The sequence below is a fragment of the Roseibium sp. genome, assembly GCF_039982295.1.
Lineage (GTDB): Bacteria > Pseudomonadota > Alphaproteobacteria > Rhizobiales > Stappiaceae > Roseibium.
This window is the reverse complement of record NZ_JBDWYP010000011.1, coordinates 1-22,009: the sequence shown is the minus strand read 5'-3', so window position 1 is coordinate 22,009 and position 22,009 is coordinate 1. Positions and strand designations below refer to the sequence as shown.

The window sequence follows — 22,009 nt, the reverse complement described above, 5'->3', positions numbered from 1 at the left end:
GGGCCGCAACGTGCCCTCAATCAATTTTTAAACAGGCATTTAAACAGATCGAGTGCCGGAAATGCCCGACGATGCATGCAGGGGGCGAAACGCGCTCCTGCCCCCCTTAAAATCAATCTCGCATTTTGGGCAGAAGATCCCCCATCAACCGAACTGCTTGCGAGCGCTACGGGTCATGAACTGCGCCGCCAGGCGGTTGGCTTCATCCAGCTCTTTCGCCTTGGCCTGAGCGTCAGCCTCCTGGTCATTGCCGCCCTCCGCATCCAGGTCCAGGATCCCGCCCAGCTTCTGATGAAGGCTTTTCAGTTGCGCCATCCGCGCCGGGCTCATGTCTCGCCCCTGGGCTTCGCGCAGCGCCTTGACGGATCCCGCACGCTCCACGATGTCACTGACCTCGGCGAGCACAGCATCGATCTGACCGGCGAAGCTGCCGCCTTGATCTGATTTCATCTGCAGCGTTCCCGTGCCGACGCCTGCGCCGCGCACCACGGGTGACACCTCATGGACATCCAGGCGCTTGAGCACACGGACCTCGGCGCCATCGCGCCGCTCCAGGGCGTAATCCAGCACCCCGAAGCCATAGGAATACTCCTGCACGCTCTTGCCGTGCTCCAGGTCGAATTTCAGGGCCTTGTGCCAGTCGCTGCCGGCCTGGGTGTCCAAGTTCAGATGCAGCTCCGCGTAAACCGCATTGCCATCCTCGTAAATCCGCGCCTTGCCGATCGGCATGGCCGTGCGCTGATGTGCGGGCAGGATCGGCACCCATTGCTCGCCGCCCTCTTTCCAGCTGAATGCGCCCGGCACATAGGTGTCGCCATCATTGTCGACTTCGGACAACAGCGCGATCCGGGCAAGTCCCTGGCCCACACCGTCCATTTTTTCAACCGTCAGCGTCTTGATCTCGCTGGAAACGCCGCCCTGCGCCTTTCCGGTGGCAGGCGCGTCCTGCTCAACCGGCTGGCACTTGAAACAGGGGCGCTTGACGCCATCCACGAGGACGGTGCCCGTGTCATTGCAGTGTTTGCAGGTCATCACTCATCTTCTCCGAAGTAGGGAGCAAAGCTCAAGGTGCCGTTTGGATGTTCATCAGCGGCGATCTGGCTGGCCTCCGCCGCGTCGACGATCGAACCGTTGCGGGCGATGTGGTCCGGATCCGAGCGCCCCTCGCCCAGTCGGCCGTCGAAAATGATGAACCGCTCGACGCCAGCCGCCTTGGCCCGTTCGACCGTCGAGACATTCTGTGCATATTTGGTTTCACTGCGCGCGATGATCCGGGCGCGCACATCGGGCGTTTGCCAGTGACCGCCTTCCACATAGCCCGCGATCCGGTTCGCCACCTGGGTGACGCCCTCGCCTTCCGCCCGTCCCTCGGCAATCGCGTCGAACATCGCCTTGCGTGTCTGGGCGCTCAGGTCGACCAGGCCGGAGCGCCGGCCGCCGGCTCCGGCCACCGCGCGAGCGACCGGATCAGGCAGGCTGCCCGGCAGACCGGCCAGCTCGGCAGCTTCCGACACCTTCTTGGCCGTATCGACATAATGCGCCTCATACAGCTTTTGAAACGTGGTCCGATGGGCGGCAATGCCCAGCTTGTCCAGGATCTGCGCGACCAGCAGTTCGTCGGACTTTTCCTCAAAGCCTGACGCCGACTTGGGGCCGACCACCGCTGTCAGGTCCTCTGCACTCATGGATGCGCCGGCGGCCTTTTTGGCAGCCTTGCCCAGATCCGCAAAGAACGCCTTCAAACGGCGCTCAAACGCCTTTTCCAGCGGCCCTTCCTGCTTCTGCAGGGCATTGACGAAAACAGCCCCGGCCCGCATGACCGCCCGGCTGGCGCGCGGATGATCATGAGAATGGCCATGATCGTCGCCATGCTTCTGGCCGTCCAGGGACTTCAGCGCCTTGCCATCCTCTTCTTGCTCTTCCTGCCGCCCCGCCTCCTGGGCCAGAGCCGCTCCCGCAGGCGTCCCGCCGGCCGGAACCTCCAGAGACATTGCCGGGCGCAGATAGATCTTGTGACTGTCATCCGCATCGAGCCCCATGGCCTCACGGCCTTCCGACATCATCACCCAACCGCCCTGGATCATCGTGTTCCAGCGCGAGGCCGCCTTGTCCATGTCATCCTGCAGGGCAAGCACTTCGGAGGTGTCGAAATGGCTTTTCAGCCCGGCTGGGTCGCCAAAGTCCGGCAACAGCGACCGGTCCAGCTCATCGGCCAGCAACCGGCACAGGGGCAGGACGCCATTGCGCCAGGCCAGCTTTGTCAGCTCCGCCATCGTCGCGCCGACCTTTGAGGTCTGCAGGCCTGCACCAAAGCCGACCACGGCTGCCGGAATGCCCAGGCACGCGCACACCCGTTCCTCGGCAATGTCGCGCGCCTCGGACATGTTCATCTGCTGCGGGTTGAAACCATAGGGCGACACATCGGTCGGCGCGCCCATCACCAGGGCGCCGCCGCGCCGATCCCCGGAAAAGCTCTGATTGAACCAGGCCTTGGTCGCCTGAACATCTTCCGGCGCAACGGTGCCGCCGTTCTTGGGGCTGATCACAACACCGGGCACGCCCATATTGCGAAGCAAAGACGCCACGAAATTCGACCCTTCCAGATCCATGAAGATCTCGCGGATCGTTCCCGCCAGCGGCGACAGCCCCTTGCGCAGGTTGCGCGGATCCAGACCGTGGCGGAAATGGATCACCTCGTCCAGCTCCAGATCCACCGGCGCCGCGCCACCGCCCGGCGAATAGGTGTAATGGGTCAAAAACTCCGATCCGTCCGTGGCGGCCTTTGGCTCCATGGTCCAGTGCGGCACATACCAAAGCTCAGCCGGCCGCCCGATCCGGGACCGCACCTTGATCCAGTAGGCGTTTCCGTCCAGCAGGTAGCTGAGCAATGTCGCGTTCCAGAGCGTGATATCACCATAATAGGGATTTGGCCTTGCGATCAGCTCAAGCATCTTGTGCCCCGGCATCTCGTCATGAGTGCCATCGGCGGTGCGCTTCCGAACGGTTAAAGTGGCCTCTGGCAGGGCGCGCTGGATCCACTGGATCGGGGCCGTGACGACAGAACTGTCCAGGCCGTCGCCGATTTCCTTGCGGTAATCGAAGCGCGTGCGCTTGAGCAGCCGCTCGACAAAGGACACGCCGCCCGTGTGACGCATCGCGGAAAAGGCCTTTGAAAAGCGTTTAAACATGGGCGGGGATCCAGTTCTTGTCGATGTCGGGCACAGACGGCCCGCCCTGATCAGTTGCGCCTGAGACAGGCCGCCAGTTCGATGCATCCGCGTCCTGGGCCGCATGCAGGGCAAGCGCCAGCGCCCAGAAACGGTCGGCATGGCCATCCGGCGTGCGTTCTGCGGTAAATCGGATATTCCCGGCAGCGGTCACCTGCTTCGTCACCTGCCGCAGATCCGCGCGGACCTTCGGGTCATCGGGGATGCGCAGCTTCCGGTCCTCCATGTTGCCACGGACAGGATAGGCCAGCGCTTCCTTGACCGGAGCGGAGAAATTGACGGCCTCGACCCGGTACTTGCCGTATTTGTCCTGGGCATCATCCGCCCAGCCGATCCCCAGCCCGGTGCTGTCGATCGCCGAACGGCGCGCACGCTCCAGCCAGGGCCAGATGATCTTTTCCTGGTCTGACTTCTTCATGTTCTGCAGGCAGATGATTTCGCGGGTGTAAAAAACATCGCCGAGCTTTTCCAGAACCCAGACAACCGTCAGATCTTTCTTGCGGCCGATATCGACGCCAACGAAAAGCTGACCGCCCTCCTGTTGCTGCCAATTGACCCCGGCGCGATATTCGCAAGAGGTGATCAGCTCATATTCAAGGAAGGCGGCATCATCATCGGCAGGCTGGCACTCATACTCCTGCAGGAAGCTTTCCTCATCGGCGCAGCCGTTCTTGGTCCAGTCGAAATAGTCGGCCTCGGTCATCTCCTGCCGCTCATCATCGGCAGGCAGCGCCTTTTGCAGTTTCCAGAGAAAGCCGTCATTCAGGGCGTCCTGGAGGGTTACCCGGTGCAGGCTCAGCTTCTTCGGGTTGCCGTTGTCATGATATTCGCGGATCAGGTCATTGAAGAAATTTTTGGACCCGCGATGGGTTGAGATCACCTCCATGGACCCGCCCCAGGTGATGCCCGGATAGGCGATCGACCAAAGCTTGCGCGGATCGGGATGCAGCGCGAACTCGTCCAGGACACGACCGCCGCGCTTGCCCGCCTGGGCATCCGGGTTGGAACTCATCGAATGGATGCGCCGGCCATTGGAGAATTTCAGCACATAGGCGCTGTGTTTGCCCTCCCCATCGACCGCCTGCTCGCCCAGATCGCGGGCTGCAAGATCGATCCCACCGGCCCACATCTTGCAATCCTCAAGGAACAGCCGCGCCTGAATATCATCACGGGAGGACACCCATTGATCGATGCGCGCGCCCTCAAGAGCGGTGCGGGAAACCGTTGCATAAGCAGTGGCCCAGGACATGCCGATCTGCCGGCCCTTTTCCATCAGCTTCAGGCGCGAGGTGTCATAGACCCACCGCGCCTGATAGGGCAGAAAGACAGCATCCGGATCTTTCGGGATGACAAGAGCGCGGCCCATTCAGGCACCTCCAACGATGCGTCTGTTGATTTCCTTCATCGTCTCTTCCGAAATACCGGCCTTTTCCGCGACCTGCTGCACCGCATCTGCCACCTCGGCCAGCTTGCGCGCCTGTTCTTCTTCCAGGGACCGCCTGAGATCGATTGCTTCTTTCTGCGCGCTGACGGCGGCCCGGTTGGCCCGCGCCAGGGTCGCGATTTCCTTCGCGGTCAGATTGCCTTCGGACAGCACCCGGTCCACGGCCATTTTCAGGCGCTCGGCCACCGCAACCGTCATCTTGTCGGCCCCGTCCGGCCCCATGGTTTCGACCAGGGCACGCGACAGGCGCAAGCGTTCATCGTATTCACGCCACTCGCGCGCCTTGCGCACCGAGTAACGGGAGAAGGCGCCCTTGGAAATCGGGCCGATGCCGTGATCGGCAAGCCGCGCATTGAAGTCCTTCAGGATAGCAACCTGCGGACGGTTTCCGTCTCTCAGTTCCTCATGCAGCCAGACCAGATCGCCATCGGCTTCCTCTGGCAGCATCTCCAGGGTGGACAGACGGCCACGCCCCCGAGCCCCCTGCGCATTGCCATGATCTGGGGTTTCTCCCGCCATGTCGCTCACACCTTGTCATCGGGCGCGGCAACGCCCGCCAACCGTGAGCGGCGCTCCATGTGATCGCGGCCGGCGCGCGTGATGCCGGCGATCATCTTGCCTTCATCCTCGGTGATGGTGACAGCCCCCAGCTCTTCCAGCCTGATCAGCTGGGTCCGCACCCATTCGATCGAACGCTTGATCAGGTAGATGTCGAGCGCCTTCTGCAGCAATTCCTCGCGCAGGTGACCGTTCACCTCGGCCGTCAGCACCTGCAGGATCACCATCCGGCCGCGCTCATCGACATATGCCTTGTATTGTTCGGAACTCATGATCACCGATCCTTTGTCAGATAGCGCTCGATCCGCTGCACCGCCTGATGAACGCCCTTGTATTCCGCCTCGATCTTGGCCAGCATTCCGTTGGACCGTTCAAGCTTCAGGGACAGCTCGTTGAAGTCATCCTTGGTCGGCAGGTGGCCGACCTCGTTCTCGACTTGCTGGATCCGCCGGTCATGCTCGCCAAGCTTGCGCTCATGGGCTGCGATGGCCTCCCCGTTCATGCGGCTGCGCGTCGTCATCCAGGTGTAGATGATCCCGCCCAGGGCAAGCACGCTGCCGACCACGCCGAGCCACTCTTTAACCTCTTGCATACTGCCGCCCCCGTCGTTCGGCCTTCTCCTGGCACCCGGCGCAGCGTTGCGCCGATGGCATGGCCTGCCGGCGCTTTGCGGGGATGGGCTCGCCGCAGGCTATGCAGTCGTCTGCCCCCTCGCCGCCCAGCTGGTGCGCAATCCGGGCAAGACCGCGATCACGCTCTTGCAAGACCCGGCCCTCGGCAAGCTCCACGTCAAAATTGCTCGCGCCAGACATCAACCGCGCCTCATGCCTTTGACCGCCTCGGCGATCTGCGCCCCGAAGGCCTTGAGCGTGTGGCCACCCATGTAAAGACCGAGGAACCAGGAGGTCAGGGTCAGCATGACCTCGATATTCATCTCCGCGCCAAGCCGGGTCTGCGCGATCACATCGACAACCGGCACCACCATCAGGCGCACGAACCACATGAGGCCGAGAAGATACATCCATCCCCAGCGCCAGCCGGACTGCCAGGCATTTTCCGCCTGCTCCGCCTGCAACAGGGCAAACTGCCCGTCGAGCCCCTGCGACCAAAGCGCCAGGATCTGGGGCATGTCGCCCTCGACGGTCCGGATCGCATCCTCAACATCTACGACAGGCAGATCAGACAGATCCTCTGGCCGGACGCCTGCCTGGATCGCAATCTCATCGATCACCCGACCCGCCAGCTCGCCGCCGGCCTTGCCCAGGTGATTGGAAAGGGCGTCCTTGACCAGGCCAGCCCCGACCTTGGCGGCAATAGGTCCAAGAATGCCGACGATGGCGGACATCATGACTTGTCTCCTGAAAATCGGGTTTTGAGGGAATAGACGGCTAGCGCAATTTCATCCCGGTTGCGCCAGGCCACAAAGCCGGCAACAGCCAGGACAAGAGCCGCACCGCCCCAGATCGCCAGCCCGCTCCAGTCATCAGCACCAGTCACGGCCCCGGCGCCTGTTCCAACAACAACAACAGCCCCGCCAGCGGCGGCAGTTCCGCCGCCACCGTTGTCAGGAGCCGCTTGCATGGGTGCGCCATATTCCGCCCGCCGGCGGCGGACCTCATAAAGAGCCGCCTGGACCGACCCCACAGACACGCTGGCATTCTGGCCGCCGTAATAGCCTTTGCCCTTGGGCGTCGGCAGGGAGGCCCATTCCTTTGACAGGGCCAGAAGCAGCGCGTTCAGGGACATCTTGCCGGCCAGCCAGCGATCAATGCCGCGCCCGCCCAGGAGGAAACAGGCCATCCGGTCCTGCATCGCCTCATCGAACAGCTCGCGCCCGGTCAGCCTGAGAGCCTTGCGGATCTTGCGCAGCGTCGTGCGCACGATCTGGTAACGGCCGAGCGCCGAAGAGTTCCACTTGTTTTTGGGATGGGTCAGCATGGCGGTCTGAAGCTCGTCAATCTGATCGAGCGTCATGGCGACCAGCTCACGGTCACCGCCGGTATAGGCCCCATAGGAAAGGGCTTCGTTGTAACCGCGCCCCTTGTCGGTCCCCTCGGAGGTGCCGAGAAGCTCTAACGCCGGGCGGTAAATATAGAAGGGATCTGTCATGACGGGACCATCTCAAGCCGGAAGGCGCGCTGTGCGTGCGCGCCGGTTGAGGATCAACCTGTCATGAATGTCGGAAAGCTATCACCCGCGCAGGCGCGCAGGTGATGGGGGGGTCTTCAGGCTGGAGGGTCCTGGAAAAGATCGGGCTGGCTTCCGCTGTCTTTTGCGGGGAGCCAGCGGCGCACAGTGGCCACATCGGCGCGGACCGTGCGAGCGATTTCCGCATTGCTAAAGCCCTGCGATCGCATTACCTCGGCGCACCATTGGCGCGCTAGAGGTATCTTGTAATAGCCATAGCCAAGGCTCTTGGCAAGCCTGTCGACGTTTTCCGCGCCTATGGTGCGCGCCGTCATCGAGCGCGGGCTGGAGTGTTGCGGCAGATAGATCTCCGAACCGCCCACGGAAAGGAACAGCTTGACCGCCTCTTTTTCTCCCAGGGCCTCAACGAAAGGCCGCAGATTTGCCGGGATATCCATCACTCACCTCCTGCGCCGGTAAACGCGGCGTGAAGACCCGCCCCGCGTGACGGTTGCAATGGCCACCAGCGGCGTGCCCTCATCCGTGGCCTCGTTCTGCTGCAGGTGCAGCTTGACCGATCCGGCAATGCTGGAGATTGCTCCAAGCTCGGCCGCTGTCAGGGCCTGCCCTGCCAGATGGGAACGGATCGTGTCCACGGACAGACCGTGGATGCGCTCCAGCCAACGCAGGACGGCATGATCACTGACATCGATGTCGGCCGGTCGGCGCTGCATTGGCGCGCGGCAAGACTGATTTTTCCTCATGAGGAACGCCCCTTCTCCCTGAGCAACTGGCCCAGCTTGTTCTGGACAGCGATCCACTGGCCCGGCTCCAGATGGTCCGGCCATTCGTGGCCTGTCTCCTGGGTCAGAAACACCGTCAGATTGGCCGCAGGCATCCGGTCCTGCGTCACCAGTTCGGACCAGATATGCGCGCACACCTGAAACCTCGGATCATTGTAAAGGCGGGGATTGGCCTTGTCGGTCCGGAACAGCTCATCATTTCCGGTCGACCGGCGGATCCAGACTTTCAGACCGTCGATCGCCTTTTCCGCGTCATCGCCATGCACCAGGAACCGGCTGTGATCCAGACCGGTCTGGCGCCTCAGGAAGCTGATCATGGCCTTGTTGGACTTTTGATGCACCACACCGAGGTTGTAGGCGGCGATCCAGAGGGCCTGCAGCTTCTTCTCAAATTTGCCCGAGGCTTTCCGGGCCGGTTTAACCCCGCCTGAAAGACCGTTTAAAACCGTGATAAAGGCCCGGCGCTCGCCGTCACTCAGGTCCTTCGCCGAGCGTTTGCCAGTCTCGCGGGCCATAAGATCGCGGTAACTGTCCTCATCAAGGCCGGCGTCTTTTTTCAGGATATGGATGCGTGCGAGGGCGTTGCTCATGTCCGGCGTTCCTCAATAATGATTTCCAGTTCTTCAAGGGCCGCATGGGCGAGGCCGACAAAGATGCCTTTTTTGCGGTCCCAGTCGCGGCGCAGGTCATCATCCAGAGCCTGTCCGGCCTGCACCTGGCGGGCGACAGGGTCGGGAAACTTTGACCGCCACATCGCAAAGGCCAGACGTTCGGTGTTTGTCATCAACTCACTCCACATAAGGCAGGCGGCGCTGGCAGGGCCGCACGTCGCCCAAAGGTTCAATGGCCTGTTTCTTTTGGCAGGCGGCTTGCGCTTCCAGCCGCAGCAGCTCGGTGGTGACCGTCTTCAGCCGCCGGGTCAGCTCCGGCAGCCGGTGCAGCCGGAACCTGTGTTTCTCCACGTCAGCCTGGAGCCGCTCGCGTTCCGCCTGCAGCTCATCAAGCGTGAAACGGTCGCGGTTCCGGGCCATGGGTCAGTTCTTCTTCGCAGGCGGAGCGAAACGGCTGCCGGGGAACGCCCAGGCGCACCACTTCTCAAGGGCATCCAGTCCGACAGGCTGAGATGACGCCTCCGGCACACCAGGCACCAGCAACGTGTTCAAACGCTTGCCATGACGCGCCTTGACGCTCACCGCATCCCGCAGGCCCTGATCGCTCAGATGTCCGAAGGGACCGCCATCATTGTCGAGGAACGCAATGGCTCCACTCGGCACCGCATCCCAGCTCCTGCAGAAGTTGATGCGTCCGGAGGCATGGCAATAGGCAATCATCATCGCCCCTACTCCGCCCGCGCCAGATCGATGGTGATCGCGCGCCAGGCCCCGTCCGGCGTGTCCCGCTCATAGAACCGGATGTAGGTCTTGGACCCGGTCACCCGCATGGCGTCCCGGATTGCATCCATCGCCTTTTTCCAGCGCGGATCCTCGATATTCAGGCGCAGCAGCATGAAGATCTCGGACCGGTTGATCTGCCCCGCCTTGTCCGTATTGAAGGCCCGCGTCACGACGGCGCGGATCTCCGGGCCGCTGTCAGCGGCCCACTCGTTCAGGCATTCGTCAATCAGGGTCTTGGCAACCTGAAGCTCTGGCCCGAAGTCGACAAAATCAGCCACCTGGACGGACACCTTCAGGCAGCCGTCAAAGCTTTGATAGGTGCGGTTGCCTCGCTTTCCGCCCCGGCTGGCGCCATATTCCTGCTCCAGGAGGGCATCGAACTCGCCCAGATCCGTGAACGTGTGCCCCTTGAACCGGGCGATTTGGCTGGAAAGCTGCCGGGCATAATGAGTGACCTTGCGCACTGTCTCGTCTTCAAGCTTGTGCTTTGGGTTCACCACTTCCAGCGGCGTGAGGCTGCCCTTGGCGTCCACCATGTAGGAGACGCCGTTGATCTCCTGCACGCCCTTGTTGATCACGGCCTCGTCGGCCTTTGCATAACTCATGTCTTTTGTCCTCTGTTGGTCCCGGCACTGCCTTGAGACAGGAAGGTCTGGCGCTCCGCTTCTGTTTTCCGCTCCCATGCGCTTTCGCCAGGCAGGGGGTCGCCAAAAATGGCGGCGGTCAGATTGGTCTGATAAAGCCGGTCAGCCTGGACGCCCGGCAGCCCCACCATGCCGCTCGGCCTTGCAGCATCGGCCTGCCGGACTGAGGGCTTTGCCTCACGCTTTTCTGTTTCGGCAATGGCGAAGCGGATGGCCCGTTCCAGGTTACGGGCGTGGCTGGCAACACCCGCCGCACCGGCATCGACCAACACCCTGCGGGTGTACCTTTGGGAAATCCCGCAGCTGACAGCGATATCCTCGACCCCATGCCCCAGTGCGGCCATGCCCAGGATCCGCGCATCGGCTGGATTGCAAAGACGGCTCATGCCACATCTCCCCCATCGTCTGAACGGGCGCGATCCAGCCCGAGAAAAACCACTTTCTCCGGCGCGGTGGCGGGCACCGGCCGCTTTACCTTCGGGAACAGCGTCACCTTGTCGTCGCCGAGATCGACAAGCACCGTTCCCACTGATTTCTTGTCCTCAAGGCTTGCGGCGCGGCCGGCGCAGACTTCCAGCCGATCCGCCAGAAGTGTGAGCAATTTGCGCGTCTCGTTGGTCATGTCGTGATCGGACAGGGCTTCCAGAGACGCGAACGCGGCAAGGTTGGTCAGGTCATGGCTCAACATCATGGCTCAGCCCCTCCCCTTCAGGCCCGAGTTCGGGCAGCCGCTGCGGCAGGCGCGATAGACGCGGGTTCGTGTGCTGTTGGTGATCACATGCGGCAGTGCCTGGGTTTCCAGACAGACATCCCGGCCGATCTCGCCCAGCACCGGGCACATCACAACAAGGCCCATGAGCGCGCCGCGCACCTTGTCCTCGACCTTCGCCAGATCGCCCGGATATTTCGAGCCGATGACCTGGCTCACAACCGTTTTCGAATAGCCGATTTTCGAGGCCGTTTCGGTCAGCCCCCGCGCATCGACCATACGCGCCAGTTCGCTCACCCAGTCGGGCACCTGTCCCCAGGCGACGGCGGACTTTTCCTCCATGGTCATGGCTTTTTGAACCGCGCTCATGCTGCCACCTCCGCGACCGGTGTGCCGATGATTTCGGCGCGGTTCTGATCCCAGACCATCTTGGTTCTCAGGATCATCGGAGGCTTTGGCCCCGTGTTCAGCTTGGGACGCAGACGCCAGACACGGCTGACCCGGCCAGACCCTTTCCGGATGATCTGAAGATAACCGGCCTTTTCGAGATGCCGGCAATACGCCAGGGCGCTCTGCCGCTCGATGGAAACCTCGTCCGTGCTGGCGGCGATGGCCAGTTCCGTTGCATCAAAGCGCGCCATGGCGCGGATCGCATTCCACAGCTGGACCTGGCCAAGCCCCTGTTTCCCGGCACGTCCATCCCGATTGAGGATGGGTGTTGCGGATGGCCGCTTGATCAGCTCATAGGTCCGCTGATCGGTGGTCGATCCGACATTCGTGGTGATCCGGCGGGTGCTGGTAACCTTAACAAATCCGGCCTTTACCAGACGGCGCAGAAAGTCCGTGATGCAGTCATCTTTCGGATCGTTGCAGCGCCCCGCGATCTCGGCAAAGGTGAAGGCTGCGCCGTCCTTGCCAAGGTCCCGGATAACGCTCCAGTAATGGTCGTGTCCGCGATAGACCGGCCGTCCGGCGGTCACCTTCAGTTCAAGCTGGATGGACATCAGGCAGCCCTCCGGCCGATGCGGCGAGGCTCGCCCGTGTAGAAAAAGCCGGCACTGAAATGATCGACGCCCAGGTCATCAGCGCCAGAGACGCGCGCCTCCTGCAGGATCAGATTGAGATTGACGCAAATGCGCCGCGCCCGGCCTTCCGACTTTTCAACGATCAGATGGATCAGCTCCGGAGAAACATGCAGATCCGGGCAATAAAGCTGCGCGAGCTTCTGGGCGTCTTCAACGCTGCAGGGCTGCGCCTGCACCCAGGACAGAACCCGGTTGTGCACCCGCTCCACCTTCATCAGCTTTTCGGGCAGCATTTCCTCGCCGATCAGCAACACCGGCACCTGGGCATGTTCATAGATCTCGCGCACCAGCTCGATCATGCCCTTGTCGACCAGCTTGTCCGCCTCATCAATGATCAGGGGGCGACTGAAGTCATCGGCCAGAGCCTCGATCGACCATTCGGTCAGATCGGCAATGGAGCCACGGCGCGCCGCGACACCGGCCTCGGCGAGCAGCTTTTCCAGGAACTTCTTCTTGGTCCAGCTGTCACCGACTTCAAGGCGCAGCGCCCTGGTTTTGTTCTGGGCGAAAATCGCCGCGATGGTCTTGCCGAAACCGCTCTTTCCGTGAAAGACCCCGATCCCCGGCAGATTGGCGCCACGATCCTGCAAGGTCTGGATCAGGGTAAAGAACCGGGCGACATTGCTCAGGGCCGCATAGCCCTGCCCGGCGCTTGAGTTGACATGTTGCGAAACGTTCGACATTCTTTGGTCATCCCTACTGTTGTGCCCCTTCAAGGCGCTTCATTTGAGGCGTCCTTTGTCCCCACATCGGACGCCTTTTCTCTTTGCCGTCAGCGCGGCGCAGAGATCTCCTGGAAAGGCGTTTCGCCTCTCATCATTCTGAAACCGCGATATTCCGCAGATGCCTGATAGCGGCTGAGACGGACCGCATCCTGGTCGCTCAAGGCCTGCCCGTCAGCGATCCGCGCTTCCATCCGCACGGCCCAATCGAACCGCTGTTCCGGCGTATCCTTGGAGCCCAGGGGCAGAACCTTCGGGCCAATGTCGGGCAGGCCATCCCTTGGGCTTGCCGCGATCGGCGCGCCTTTTCCGGCCTTGCCGTCCTGTCCATCGGCCTCCAGCTGCGCCATCGCCGCCTGCTCGGCCGGGCTCAGGGGCGCTGCCGTCTGGCTCTGGCCCACATGGCGGGAGGCGGCCAGTGCCCCCGTGGTGTGTGAGGTGCCGGCCTTCGGGAACGCCAGAATGTCGGCATTGTCCCGATGAGCCTCCCGCTGCGCCTCGGCGATGGTGCGCGAATTGATCTGCCGTTTGGCCTTGGCGATATCGCCCCGGAAAGCTTCCTCGACGGCCTTCTGACCGGCCCGCACCTTTGCAATCACCTCGGCAGGATCTAACCCGGCCAGATCCGGGCAGACCGCCTGTCCAAGGTATGTCTCGCCATCCTCGGCAAAGACCCAAAGACGCCCCAGGTCGGACGGGTCGTGGCGGCAGAACACGTCCTGACCCGGCAGGGCGCAGTCGGGCAGATAAAAGCTGTGATCGACCCGGATGCCTTGCTTGGTCACCCGGCGCAGGCCCTCACCGCCAGCCACCGGCGCCAGCAGAACGTCGAGCGCATGCTCATCCTCGATCCAGCGAACCTCGCCGCGCCAGGCATTGGCGACCTGAAAGGGCGTCTTGCGCTTCAAGCCTTCATGGGCCGTATGGGCGTATTGTTCCCGTGCCCAGCGGTCTGCCTCGGCCTGAAGCTCGGCAGCGCTCACCTCGACATGAAACAGCTTGGCGTCATCCGTGCCGAGCCGCGCCGAAAAGGCCTTGCGGTTTTCGATCACCTTTCTGTCTGCCACCGAGTGCCCGATAAAGCCCGGAAGCGTGGCGCAGCAATCGCGCTGAAATGTCCCGATAGCCCGCTCGACCGTGCCCTTTTGTTCCGGACTATAGGGCGTTGAAAACTCCTGCTCGATGTTGAGCGCTTCCAGCAGGCGCACCGTCGACTTGGCAGCAAAGTCAGAGCCGTTGTCTGTCTTGATGACTTCCGGAACGCCCCACTGGGTGAGCGCCTTGCGGATCAGCAGGGAGACACCTGCCGCCCGCGCCGTGTCTGTCACCAGAATGACCACCCGGCGGGAATAGAGATCAATCGCCAGATAGATGTTGCGGCGTCCATCCGTGGTCATGACATCCGATGGCGATGCATCGATTTCCCAGACCTGGTTGAGCCGGTCCACCCTATTGGCCCCTGTCGCCACGAACCGCGCCTTGGACTTGTAGGCGTCCGGATCCGTAATCTTGAGCAGCGCTCCGCCAAGGTCCGATTTCCAGCCTTTAAGGGCGTTTTGAAAGGTCCTTAAAGGCGGCATGTCGACCCGCTTCTGGCCCTCCGATGTCTCCACCAGCACCGTCTTGCCGAACTTGGCCAGCGCCGCATTGCGGATATGCTTGGCCGAAAGGAACTGGTTTGACGCATAGGCGGCGAGGCAATAGCTGCGCAGCTCGCCATTTTCTGCCCGGTCAAGAATGCCGGTGCCCTTCCTGGCCTTGCCAGGATCATGGGCCAGCCGGTTTTTCTGCGCGCGCGCCAGCTGCCGCCACCGTGCCAGGGTGCGCCGGGACAGCTTGCCGGCAGCTGCCTTGACCCAGTCAGGCACGGCCACATCCCCGCCCTGATAAAGCCGGGCGAACAGATCATCAGACGCCCCGGCCTGCATGCCGGTCGTGTCCCGGAACCGGTCCGCCACCTTGACCACGATCAGCCGTGCATCACGCGCCTCCCGCTCTTTCGGGCTCAGGGCAAGATCCGTTTCCGTGCGAAGGTCCTCGCGCTCGAACCGCACAAAACTCGCAGCATAGGAAAGCTTTTGCGCCATGGGGAAAAGGTCGATGTGATACTCAAGACCGCCGCCGCCTTCACGGCCCTGCCGCGTGCGTGACATGCCGGACGCAGGCCAGCCCTCCCGTTCGGCAAGCTTCTGGATGCCGCGCTTTGTCGCTGGGAACCCCGGCAACGCAAGATCGGCAATCTCCTGGGCGGTCAGCCAGAGCCTCATCACTTCGCTCCCTTGATCCGTGCTTCCAGCAACTTCTTGTAGTCAGCCACCCCGGCCATATGGTCGTTGAGCAGCGCCAGCTGGATGACGGTTTCGTATTTGCTCGGCACCACAGCCAGATCGAACTCGGCGCCGAGAAAGCCCATCAGCTGCCTCTGCCCCGTCGCATGAATGAGGGCCGCGAAGCGCTCCACGGTGATGTTGTGGGTTTGCTTGGCCTCGCTTGCATAGGCATCCAGGACAGAGGCGGACACCGGCGTTCCGAGCCTTGCGCTCATGTCGGCGGCCACCGTCTCGCGGTCCTTGCCGCAATCCTTCAGCGCCCGCCCGATGGCCCGGCTGATCCGGGAGGCCAGATCGCCCCCGCGCGCAACCCGGTCACCAAATCCGAGCGCCACCTCTGGCGGCGTGTAGTCGGTGAAAAGGTCCGGCGTCATCGGGTCGCGCTTAGCCATCGATCCAGCCCTCGCGCTTGGCCATCTCCATGATCTCGTCCTTGTAGGTCGAAAACAGGATCTGCCGCGTGGTCTTGGACAGCCGCGTCAACCCGCCCTGGGTGGCGCGCAGGATCTTGTCCGCATCATTCAGGACCGGAAGCCCGCGCGCCTTGCGCTCCGCATCCCCCAGCGCCATCGGCTGGTCCGGATAGGCAAACACCAGATCCAGAACCTTGCCCTGCAGCTCAGCCTCCATGCCCGCAAGCGCCTTCAGGTCCGCCTGCTTTTCGGCCATCGCCGTGCCCTTGATCCGCTCGCGCGTGGCCGGGCTCAGACCTTCGAAGATCTGCACGGCCAGCTCGACCGACCGGCGCGAAAGGCCGGTGCTTTCTGACGCACTTTGGCAAAACGCAAAGATTGCGACTTGCCTCTTTTCGCCGCCCGTGTGTTGATTTCCCCGCTTGCCACCATGCTTGGCGTCCGGAAACTTCGCCTCATGGATCCGCTTCAGTTCGAACAGCGCTTCGCAGCGCTCCAGGGCGTTGAAGTCCTTGCGGGCAAGGTTCTCCAGAACCTCATGCAGACGCAGGTCATCCGCCGTCTGGCCAGCCTCCGGCACCAGCACCCGCGCCTCGATCGTTTTCATCTTGGCAAGCTGGGCGCCCCGCAACCGGTGCCCGCCGGCAACCAGGGTAAAGCCATCACCCTCGGCAACCACATCGATAGGCGCTTTCTGACCGACTTCCTTCATCGACGCGCCAATGAACGCGGCCCAGTCCTCATCAACCTGGCGCAACCGTCCATCCGGCACGGAAATCTTTGAAACAGGGAGAAACTCTGACAAGGGAAACCTCTTTAAACGGGGTTCAAAAGACCGGGCGGCGGTTCAACCGCCCGGCAAGGTTGAGGGAGGAAAGGCAGCGCCTCAATCACACCACTGTTGCAGGTGTCGCATTTCCCCTACGGTGTCAGTGCGACCCGAACCGAGGAGGAAACTGGAATGAGTGACAGATACGAAGACGAACGAGACATGATCCTCGCGCAGCTCAACGCGCAGAAATTCCTGTTGGAGGTTCTGCTCGCCAATTTTCTCAGCGCCGCACCGTCAGAAGAAGTTCGGCAGAACCTCATCGCTCGCCTCCGGAATGCCGTTCGAACGAACAACGGAGGGCAAGCCATATCGGCCGAACAAGCTGACGACTTGCTTCAAACAACCGGGCAAATGATCCAGGCATACGATCGGCTAATTGATCGTGCCGAGCAGTTTCGGCGGGACGCAAGCTAAGTGGAAGGATCAGCTCCGGCCCTAAGTCACCCGTAATCGGATCCCATATCCAGTGCTTATCTGGCTTCGGCATCTGCATCGCTCCTAGTTGAAAAACAGCGCGGTCATCACCGCATCAACGCCAAGGGCGGCAAGGCAGACGCTGGAGACAATCAGCCCCCATCCGGCAACCTTGAAGATCCAGCCATCCAGCGGACCTTTTGGCTGCGGCACATAGGGCCGCTGCGGCCAGGTCGGACCAGCATCCTGATCAGGGAGGATCATTCTGCGCCCTCCCCAGGGTCATCAGGCATGCGCCGGGCGCGATCGGCCACCTGATCCGGCCAGTCGCCGAACTCCCGATCGGCCTGCCTTGAGGCACCTGCCCTGGAATAAGTGATCAGGCCGAACAGCAGCACCAGGAAACCGATAAGAAAGACAGCACCAGCGGCTGGATGGACTTCGATCATGACGCCCCCCATTCCGCCAGGGCCGCATCGAGCGGCACGGCCGTCCAGACAGCATCGCTGATCGGATCGAGGTTGTAATAGGCCACGATCCTGGCAATGTCGTCGCCCTGCGAGCGGTCATAGACCTTCGCATCCCCGGCGAAGAGACTGGTGCGCACAACAGGTGCCCGTGCCCCGTCATCCAGCTCGACAATATGCCTGATGCCCGTGTGGAAATACCGGCGCCCCGCCCTACTGACCTTGGTCAACACATAACGATCCGGCTGCGCGGCAACAGGCGCACTGGCCATCTTGTTAGCCAGCGACAGATGAACGGTCCCCATCAAGCTGCCCTCTTGTCAGATGACTTGCCGTCACCGTCAGCGCAGCCCTCTGCTTTCTGACTTTTCAGCAGGGCTTCATTGCTGCTACTAAGGATACGGGAGCGCCGGATCGGATAGCGGTCAGGAAAAAGCTCTTTGAGAGGAACGCCCAGATAATCGGACAGCGCCTTTTCCGCCTTCCGGACATTACGGGTCCAGACTTGGCAGAACCGAGCAGGCGTCATGCCGTTAAGCTCAGCCAGTGCGCTCAGCGTCATGCCACGACGGTGCAGTTCTTCTTTGATGGAATATCGGTCCCATGTCTTCTTGGTCATGGTGATCCTCGAATTGGGAAAACGGTCTGCTGCAACAGGCCGTTTTCTTGGGCAAATGGGTTAAATTTCGACTGCTTCCATGCAGTTGATAAAAGGAGTACATCACGTTTGTGATTAAATCAATTACAAACGTGATGTTCAGTGTGTATTTGTGGCAAAGCCAGAAAAAGAGCCGGAGACTGAACTAGGTAAAAGATTGAAATTACTTAGGAAAAAGTCCGTCTACGGCGATCAAAAAAGTTTTGCAGCTGCGCTTGGCTTCAGCCAAGCAGCCTTGTCGAACTATGAAAACGGACTGCGAGAGCCTACTGCGGCGGCACTAGCCGCCTATTCGCGTGTGACCGGCGTAAGTTTGGACTGGCTTCTGACTGGGATGGGGAACACGCTTTATGGAGGTGATATCGAAGTAGCTGATACCAGCTTGGCCCACGTTCGTAAGGTTATTTACAACGTCGCTTTTTCCGTCGCGGGCAAGGACCTGCGACGGGTCAAACCAAAACCGTTTGCCGAGGAATTCCTTGGTTTGTTTGATTACCTCATGACGCTCGATGAGCGGGATGAAAAGTCCGCTGAGAAGGTAATTGACTTTGGCGCTGAGCGGCTGACAAGAGCATCCGATCAAGGCGAGCTCTAAGCGTCTCATAGGCTGGACTGGTGTATCCTATTTCCGGTATCAGCTCGCCGGCAATCAGCCTATCTCTGTGGACCACGGACTGCCAACCAAGCGCGGTGTAGAAGCGGCGGTGCGGATTTTCTCTAAAAGCCCAGATACACGCAGGCCATTGGCCCAGGCAAACCATCTTGTCGGCGAGTGCTTTCATCATGGCAGGCCCGCTCATACCTCCACGGTAGTCGCTCAGGACGTAACCTGCGTGCATTTCGCCCGCTGCACTTATGCCCGGATCCAAATTTGGTTTGGAGAGCGCGAAGCCGACAACCTCATTGTCGTCACACAGGACAACGAGGGTCTCACCTTTCGGTGGGTCGCGAAACCAGCTTTCCCATTGCGCGTTCCGGTAGTTCATTGACCTTGCATTGTGTACCACAACGGGCATGAAGGAGTAGACTTCCTGCCAGCACAAGCTATGTATCTCAGAAATTGCATTTAGATCTGAATATATACCATTGCGGATGAATAAAGACATGAGTTAGCATCCTGATCTCTTGTGAAAAAACACAATTATCAGAAGCTATTCGACCATGATTGACCAGCATTTTCAGGACGCGATTTCCAGAACGACTCGGCATAGTGGTGAATGGTCAAGACGCAAGTACCTTGTGGCTGCAGCACTTTTATTATCACTGGTCGTAGGTTCGACGATCGGCTTACGCATCGGCTCTCAGTTACAACCCCAAATAAGTGACGATGCCCTTGGCCGGTTGACTGCAATGGCCGCTTGCAGTTCGGGACGTTCACCTGCCGTCGAGTGGGAACGCGCCCAGGAAAAGATTTCATTCTTGGACCGGTTCGCGGGCAGCTCTCAGATCGTGGCGATGAGATACCTGCTATCGGTCATCGACAGCGGTAAGTGCGCTGGTACGCAGGCCTTTTGCTCCCAGAACGATGAAAGAATATAATCCGGATCTGCGCCAACCTACCACCGAGTCAGTCCCGTTGAACAACGACGAGGAATTGCCTTCCATGATGCGGTTGATGAGCGGCAGACTGAGTACGTTCGTCGGGATCTCGGCTGCGGGCGGGAACGACGCAATAACTGTACCGTTTTCCCGCATGATCGCAGAGACACAATCAGCACAACGCCCCTCTTCATGGATCAGGAAATGAGGTGCCACGATGGCAGCGATAACATAGTCGCCCACCTGCTTAGAAACCGGCAGGAAGGGAATTCCGGAAGTTCTTCCGATCTCGGCCGATCCAATGTAAAGGCCTAAGTTGTCACGAGCACGCTTGACATATTCTCGGTCGCTCAAGTCCACGTCAGGTGTTGGATACTGGTAGCTGTCGATCGCCAGCTTACCATCTGGACTTATCGCAATGATCGCGCGAACACCCGGCAGCCGTTCCGCAATCTCGCGGAATTCCTCATGCACGACACGCGTGTTGCTGATCATCTTGAAAGCGTATCCGGCGGTATCCAGCGCGTGATCGACGCCGAGGAATATACGCTCGGCCGAGAGCAGGTTAAGGGCAATGCCCGTCCGAACATCTCTCAGAACATCCTCAGCTTCAGCAGCCCCTGCGGTCACGAAAAAGGCGACCGCCCCCAGCACCCCAATTAAGTTCATGAATTCACCTGCAAAACCCCGTCGGAATACCAGACTACGGGGCAAAATACCCCAAGGGTAGCAATTACAGCGTGCCGAACGGTTGCATTTATGTATTAACTATAACGTTAAAATTGCACAGGCTGGGGAGGCCACATGAAGTCGGTATTTATTAGAAGCGCCCTGATGACGGGGATGATCGCAAGCTTGGTGACGGGATGCGCCAGTGTCACACGCGGAACCACCGAAACAGTTCATATTTATGCGTCGCCGGAAGGGGCGCAGATCGCCACCAGCATCGGCATGAGCTGCAACACTTCGCCCTGTTCGCTTGAGGTGAACAGAAAGCAGGAGTTTTCGGTTATCGTATCCAAAGAGGGCTATCACACCCAGACCGTTATGGTGACCACGGCCTTGGCACCAGGGGGCGCAGCCGGCATCGCTGGCAACATCCTGGTCGGCGGCGTCATCGGTGCCGGTGTTGATGTTGCAACCGGGGCCACACTTGATCACAGTCCGAACCCTGTCTTGGTCGAGCTGGTTCCTAAAGACCCGAAAAAGCCCAAGGGCGACCTGTCGGCCATCCGTGCGGAAATCGCAGCAAAGGAAAAGAAACAAGCCGATGCCGTCATGCGCCAAACCGGCGGAGTTTAAAGTTCATTTGAACGCTCTTTAATCCGCGCGCACAGACCGCTTTAGCTAAAAGCGCCAGTTCCCACCTCAAGCCCGCGCTGCCGGTCTCCTGCGAGCGAGAAACAGCAGAAATCCGCCAAAAACACCAAGGGAGGAACTGGCCGCAAAAAATGCGGAGCAGTTCCTCCCTCGAAGTTGCGCGCTCATTGATTTTTAAAGGGAATTCCAACTCGCCCAAATCGGCCAACCCGCAATCGGCTCACTTTGTGCCAAGTGAAGTTGCGCGCCGGTTTCCACCTTGCCCCACGGCTCCCCGCCAACAATCGGCGAGTTTCCGCCAAAAACCTCTACTCCCCGCATCTCCCCGGTTCTCCCCGCCTGTGCCATCCGTTCTTGCGCGTTACACAACGTTCGGAAAGTCAGCAACACTTACATCAGCAAAGCGCTCGAAACGCGGCTGATGGCTCAGCTACATCCTGCGAACCAAACATCAGAATTGTCGAGCGGGGCGCACCCGCCAGAAACCAGACGACGAATTCTTCGTACTCTCTCAGAAAGCGCTTCATCGGTTGAGCCGATCCTATAGCGGCTTGGCGCAATCAATACCGCGAGAAGCGAAAGATATTGCTCTTCGTCTATCGCCTGCGGTCTCGCGCCAAAAGCTGCTTCGCTCATACGGTGAAATCCAGTGACCCATCCATCCGGACCACGCCCCATCTCGACCGTATCAAGCCATAGGGCCATGATTTGTTGCTTGCTAAGCTCGCGTTCCAAACCAAACGCGTAACCGATTTGCCGGATTTTTCGGATCCCAGGCGTGAACTCATCGAAGCCGACACGCTTCGCCAACGACTGTGAAATCGTCGTGATACCCGCTCCCGGTGTTGTTATATCAACTCCGCCATGTGTTTCGAACTGAGGGTCTTGTACAAGGAGCAGTTGCCTGTATCGGCTCTCGCCAAGCGACTTTGCGCCAAGATTGTCGGCAATAAGTGCGTCAGCCCTGGCTCGTAAATCATCCGCCTTGGAAATCGCATCGAAGTATCCGTATGCACCATAGCTGACGACCGCGATTGTGAATAAGACAAGCGCGGCTGCAGAGACCTTCAAGACTTTTTTCACGGCTTTCGGACCCTTGTTTCCAATCACAATCTCCAAGACATCAATTGAAAATATGGCGAAAGAGAGCTCCGGGTTTGACGATTTCGTCTCGAATTGAGATCGGTCTAAGAGCCTGACCGATAAATAATTTGAGTGATATCAGTTACTTGTGGTTCTGTCGATTTTGCGAAGAAAGACGGAGTTGCACATGTGGACCGATATCACCCGGCAGCAGCATGCCCGATCAGGGCTGCGCCTGCC

The 22,009-nt window shown here is 60.4% G+C and carries 33 protein-coding genes; 3 read left to right on the top strand and 30 right to left on the bottom strand.

The features are described from left to right. Window positions 1-144 precede the first annotated feature (144 nt). From ABJZ52_RS01825 to ABJZ52_RS01710, 24 genes are all read right to left on the bottom strand, one after another. Complete coding sequence (locus tag ABJZ52_RS01825) at window positions 145-1,032, bottom strand: HK97 family phage prohead protease (RefSeq protein ID WP_348200125.1); 888 nt, start codon at window positions 1,030-1,032, stop codon at window positions 145-147. Next, window positions 1,032-3,188, bottom strand: coding sequence for a phage portal protein (locus tag ABJZ52_RS01820; protein WP_348200126.1), 2,157 nt, complete (start codon window positions 3,186-3,188; stop codon window positions 1,032-1,034). Before ABJZ52_RS01820 ends, ABJZ52_RS01825 begins: the two co-directional genes overlap by 1 nt. Continuing rightward, complete coding sequence (locus ABJZ52_RS01815) at window positions 3,181-4,593, bottom strand: terminase family protein (RefSeq protein ID WP_348200127.1); 1,413 nt, start codon at window positions 4,591-4,593, stop codon at window positions 3,181-3,183. Before ABJZ52_RS01815 ends, ABJZ52_RS01820 begins: the two co-directional genes overlap by 8 nt. Next, window positions 4,594-5,190, bottom strand: coding sequence for a DUF3486 family protein (locus ABJZ52_RS01810; protein ID WP_348208074.1), 597 nt, complete (start codon window positions 5,188-5,190; stop codon window positions 4,594-4,596). Between the two features lie 5 nt (window positions 5,191-5,195). Continuing rightward, complete coding sequence (locus tag ABJZ52_RS01805; protein WP_348199880.1) at window positions 5,196-5,501, bottom strand: hypothetical protein; 306 nt, start codon at window positions 5,499-5,501, stop codon at window positions 5,196-5,198. Window positions 5,502-5,503: 2 nt separating this feature from the next. Next, window positions 5,504-5,821 carry a DUF2730 family protein gene (locus tag ABJZ52_RS01800; RefSeq protein ID WP_348199879.1) on the bottom strand — a complete coding sequence of 106 codons (318 nt, stop codon included), beginning with the start codon at window positions 5,819-5,821 and terminating at the stop codon, window positions 5,504-5,506. Beyond that, window positions 5,808-6,041 (bottom strand): TraR/DksA C4-type zinc finger protein, encoded by a 234-nt coding sequence (locus ABJZ52_RS01795; RefSeq protein ID WP_348199878.1) that lies wholly within the window; start codon window positions 6,039-6,041, stop codon window positions 5,808-5,810. The genes ABJZ52_RS01800 and ABJZ52_RS01795 overlap by 14 nt, the downstream gene beginning before the upstream one ends. Next, window positions 6,041-6,577, bottom strand: a complete 537-nt coding sequence (locus ABJZ52_RS01790; protein WP_348199877.1) for a hypothetical protein — start codon at window positions 6,575-6,577, stop codon at window positions 6,041-6,043. Before ABJZ52_RS01790 ends, ABJZ52_RS01795 begins: the two co-directional genes overlap by 1 nt. Continuing rightward, a complete protein-coding gene (locus ABJZ52_RS01785; RefSeq protein WP_348199876.1) occupies window positions 6,574-7,338 on the bottom strand; it encodes a hypothetical protein in 765 nt (254 codons plus the stop codon). The genes ABJZ52_RS01790 and ABJZ52_RS01785 overlap by 4 nt, the downstream gene beginning before the upstream one ends. 116 nt (window positions 7,339-7,454) lie before the next feature. After that, window positions 7,455-7,814, bottom strand: a complete 360-nt coding sequence (locus tag ABJZ52_RS01780; protein ID WP_348199875.1) for a helix-turn-helix domain containing protein — start codon at window positions 7,812-7,814, stop codon at window positions 7,455-7,457. Between the two features lie 3 nt (window positions 7,815-7,817). Beyond that, window positions 7,818-8,120: a hypothetical protein gene (locus ABJZ52_RS01775; RefSeq protein ID WP_348199874.1), complete on the bottom strand. Its 303-nt coding sequence runs from the start codon at window positions 8,118-8,120 to the stop codon at window positions 7,818-7,820. Next, the gene (locus ABJZ52_RS01770; RefSeq protein ID WP_348199873.1) at window positions 8,117-8,749 is read right to left on the bottom strand and encodes a regulatory protein GemA; all 633 of its coding nucleotides are present in this window, start codon (window positions 8,747-8,749) and stop codon (window positions 8,117-8,119) included. The genes ABJZ52_RS01775 and ABJZ52_RS01770 overlap by 4 nt, the downstream gene beginning before the upstream one ends. Continuing rightward, window positions 8,746-8,943 carry a hypothetical protein gene (locus ABJZ52_RS01765; protein WP_348199872.1) on the bottom strand — a complete coding sequence of 66 codons (198 nt, stop codon included), beginning with the start codon at window positions 8,941-8,943 and terminating at the stop codon, window positions 8,746-8,748. The genes ABJZ52_RS01770 and ABJZ52_RS01765 overlap by 4 nt, the downstream gene beginning before the upstream one ends. A gap of 4 nt (window positions 8,944-8,947) precedes the next feature. Next, window positions 8,948-9,190 carry a hypothetical protein gene (locus ABJZ52_RS01760; protein ID WP_348199871.1) on the bottom strand — a complete coding sequence of 81 codons (243 nt, stop codon included), beginning with the start codon at window positions 9,188-9,190 and terminating at the stop codon, window positions 8,948-8,950. Between the two features lie 3 nt (window positions 9,191-9,193). Next, window positions 9,194-9,493 carry a hypothetical protein gene (locus tag ABJZ52_RS01755; protein WP_348199870.1) on the bottom strand — a complete coding sequence of 100 codons (300 nt, stop codon included), beginning with the start codon at window positions 9,491-9,493 and terminating at the stop codon, window positions 9,194-9,196. Between the two features lie 5 nt (window positions 9,494-9,498). After that, a complete protein-coding gene (locus ABJZ52_RS01750; RefSeq protein ID WP_348199869.1) occupies window positions 9,499-10,158 on the bottom strand; it encodes a DUF3164 family protein in 660 nt (219 codons plus the stop codon). Further along, window positions 10,155-10,583: a hypothetical protein gene (locus ABJZ52_RS01745; RefSeq protein WP_348199868.1), complete on the bottom strand. Its 429-nt coding sequence runs from the start codon at window positions 10,581-10,583 to the stop codon at window positions 10,155-10,157. The genes ABJZ52_RS01750 and ABJZ52_RS01745 overlap by 4 nt, the downstream gene beginning before the upstream one ends. Then, window positions 10,580-10,888: a hypothetical protein gene (locus ABJZ52_RS01740; protein WP_348199867.1), complete on the bottom strand. Its 309-nt coding sequence runs from the start codon at window positions 10,886-10,888 to the stop codon at window positions 10,580-10,582. Before ABJZ52_RS01740 ends, ABJZ52_RS01745 begins: the two co-directional genes overlap by 4 nt. A 3-nt stretch (window positions 10,889-10,891) precedes the next feature. Continuing rightward, the gene (locus ABJZ52_RS01735) at window positions 10,892-11,275 is read right to left on the bottom strand and encodes a transcriptional regulator (protein ID WP_348199866.1); all 384 of its coding nucleotides are present in this window, start codon (window positions 11,273-11,275) and stop codon (window positions 10,892-10,894) included. Further along, on the bottom strand, window positions 11,272-11,910 hold the full coding sequence (locus tag ABJZ52_RS01730; RefSeq protein WP_348199865.1) for a hypothetical protein: 639 nt from the start codon (window positions 11,908-11,910) through the stop codon (window positions 11,272-11,274). Before ABJZ52_RS01730 ends, ABJZ52_RS01735 begins: the two co-directional genes overlap by 4 nt. Beyond that, window positions 11,910-12,674: an AAA family ATPase gene (locus ABJZ52_RS01725; protein ID WP_348199864.1), complete on the bottom strand. Its 765-nt coding sequence runs from the start codon at window positions 12,672-12,674 to the stop codon at window positions 11,910-11,912. Before ABJZ52_RS01725 ends, ABJZ52_RS01730 begins: the two co-directional genes overlap by 1 nt. Before the next feature lie 89 nt (window positions 12,675-12,763). Further along, complete coding sequence (locus tag ABJZ52_RS01720; RefSeq protein ID WP_348199863.1) at window positions 12,764-14,980, bottom strand: DDE-type integrase/transposase/recombinase; 2,217 nt, start codon at window positions 14,978-14,980, stop codon at window positions 12,764-12,766. After that, entirely contained in the window at window positions 14,980-15,435 is a 456-nt protein-coding gene (locus tag ABJZ52_RS01715) for a phage regulatory CII family protein (RefSeq protein WP_348199862.1), read from the bottom strand. The genes ABJZ52_RS01720 and ABJZ52_RS01715 overlap by 1 nt, the downstream gene beginning before the upstream one ends. Further along, on the bottom strand, window positions 15,428-16,261 hold the full coding sequence (locus ABJZ52_RS01710; protein ID WP_348199861.1) for a ParB N-terminal domain-containing protein: 834 nt from the start codon (window positions 16,259-16,261) through the stop codon (window positions 15,428-15,430). Before ABJZ52_RS01710 ends, ABJZ52_RS01715 begins: the two co-directional genes overlap by 8 nt. A gap of 156 nt (window positions 16,262-16,417) precedes the next feature. On the opposite strand from ABJZ52_RS01710, the gene ABJZ52_RS01705 reads away from it, so the two are divergent. Then, window positions 16,418-16,702, top strand: a complete 285-nt coding sequence (locus ABJZ52_RS01705; protein ID WP_348199860.1) for a hypothetical protein — start codon at window positions 16,418-16,420, stop codon at window positions 16,700-16,702. An 84-nt stretch (window positions 16,703-16,786) separates the two neighbouring features. Here the strand turns inward: ABJZ52_RS01705 and ABJZ52_RS01700 are convergent, their stop codons facing one another. From ABJZ52_RS01700 to ABJZ52_RS01685, 4 genes are read right to left on the bottom strand one after another with little or no spacing between them, the layout of a single operon-like run. Continuing rightward, the gene (locus tag ABJZ52_RS01700; RefSeq protein ID WP_348199859.1) at window positions 16,787-16,966 is read right to left on the bottom strand and encodes a hypothetical protein; all 180 of its coding nucleotides are present in this window, start codon (window positions 16,964-16,966) and stop codon (window positions 16,787-16,789) included. Next, window positions 16,963-17,151, bottom strand: a complete 189-nt coding sequence (locus tag ABJZ52_RS01695; protein WP_348199858.1) for a hypothetical protein — start codon at window positions 17,149-17,151, stop codon at window positions 16,963-16,965. The genes ABJZ52_RS01700 and ABJZ52_RS01695 overlap by 4 nt, the downstream gene beginning before the upstream one ends. Then, on the bottom strand, window positions 17,148-17,474 hold the full coding sequence (locus ABJZ52_RS01690) for a hypothetical protein (RefSeq protein ID WP_348199857.1): 327 nt from the start codon (window positions 17,472-17,474) through the stop codon (window positions 17,148-17,150). The genes ABJZ52_RS01695 and ABJZ52_RS01690 overlap by 4 nt, the downstream gene beginning before the upstream one ends. Beyond that, window positions 17,474-17,788, bottom strand: a complete 315-nt coding sequence (locus ABJZ52_RS01685) for a helix-turn-helix domain-containing protein (RefSeq protein WP_348199856.1) — start codon at window positions 17,786-17,788, stop codon at window positions 17,474-17,476. Before ABJZ52_RS01685 ends, ABJZ52_RS01690 begins: the two co-directional genes overlap by 1 nt. A 151-nt stretch (window positions 17,789-17,939) precedes the next feature. Here ABJZ52_RS01685 and ABJZ52_RS01680 point away from each other — a divergent pair, with 151 nt between their 5' ends. Further along, on the top strand, window positions 17,940-18,422 hold the full coding sequence (locus ABJZ52_RS01680; protein ID WP_348199855.1) for a helix-turn-helix transcriptional regulator: 483 nt from the start codon (window positions 17,940-17,942) through the stop codon (window positions 18,420-18,422). Window positions 18,423-19,294: 872 nt separating this feature from the next. On the opposite strand, the gene ABJZ52_RS01675 is transcribed toward ABJZ52_RS01680, so the two are convergent. Then, window positions 19,295-20,035, bottom strand: a complete 741-nt coding sequence (locus ABJZ52_RS01675) for a hypothetical protein (RefSeq protein WP_348199854.1) — start codon at window positions 20,033-20,035, stop codon at window positions 19,295-19,297. Between the two features lie 135 nt (window positions 20,036-20,170). Between ABJZ52_RS01675 and ABJZ52_RS01670 the strand changes: the two genes are divergently transcribed. Beyond that, on the top strand, window positions 20,171-20,668 hold the full coding sequence (locus tag ABJZ52_RS01670; protein ID WP_348199853.1) for a translation initiation factor 2: 498 nt from the start codon (window positions 20,171-20,173) through the stop codon (window positions 20,666-20,668). A 444-nt stretch (window positions 20,669-21,112) separates the two neighbouring features. Here the strand turns inward: ABJZ52_RS01670 and ABJZ52_RS01665 are convergent, their stop codons facing one another. Beyond that, window positions 21,113-21,769: a transglycosylase domain-containing protein gene (locus tag ABJZ52_RS01665; RefSeq protein ID WP_348199852.1), complete on the bottom strand. Its 657-nt coding sequence runs from the start codon at window positions 21,767-21,769 to the stop codon at window positions 21,113-21,115. Between the last annotated feature and the right edge of the window lie 240 nt (window positions 21,770-22,009).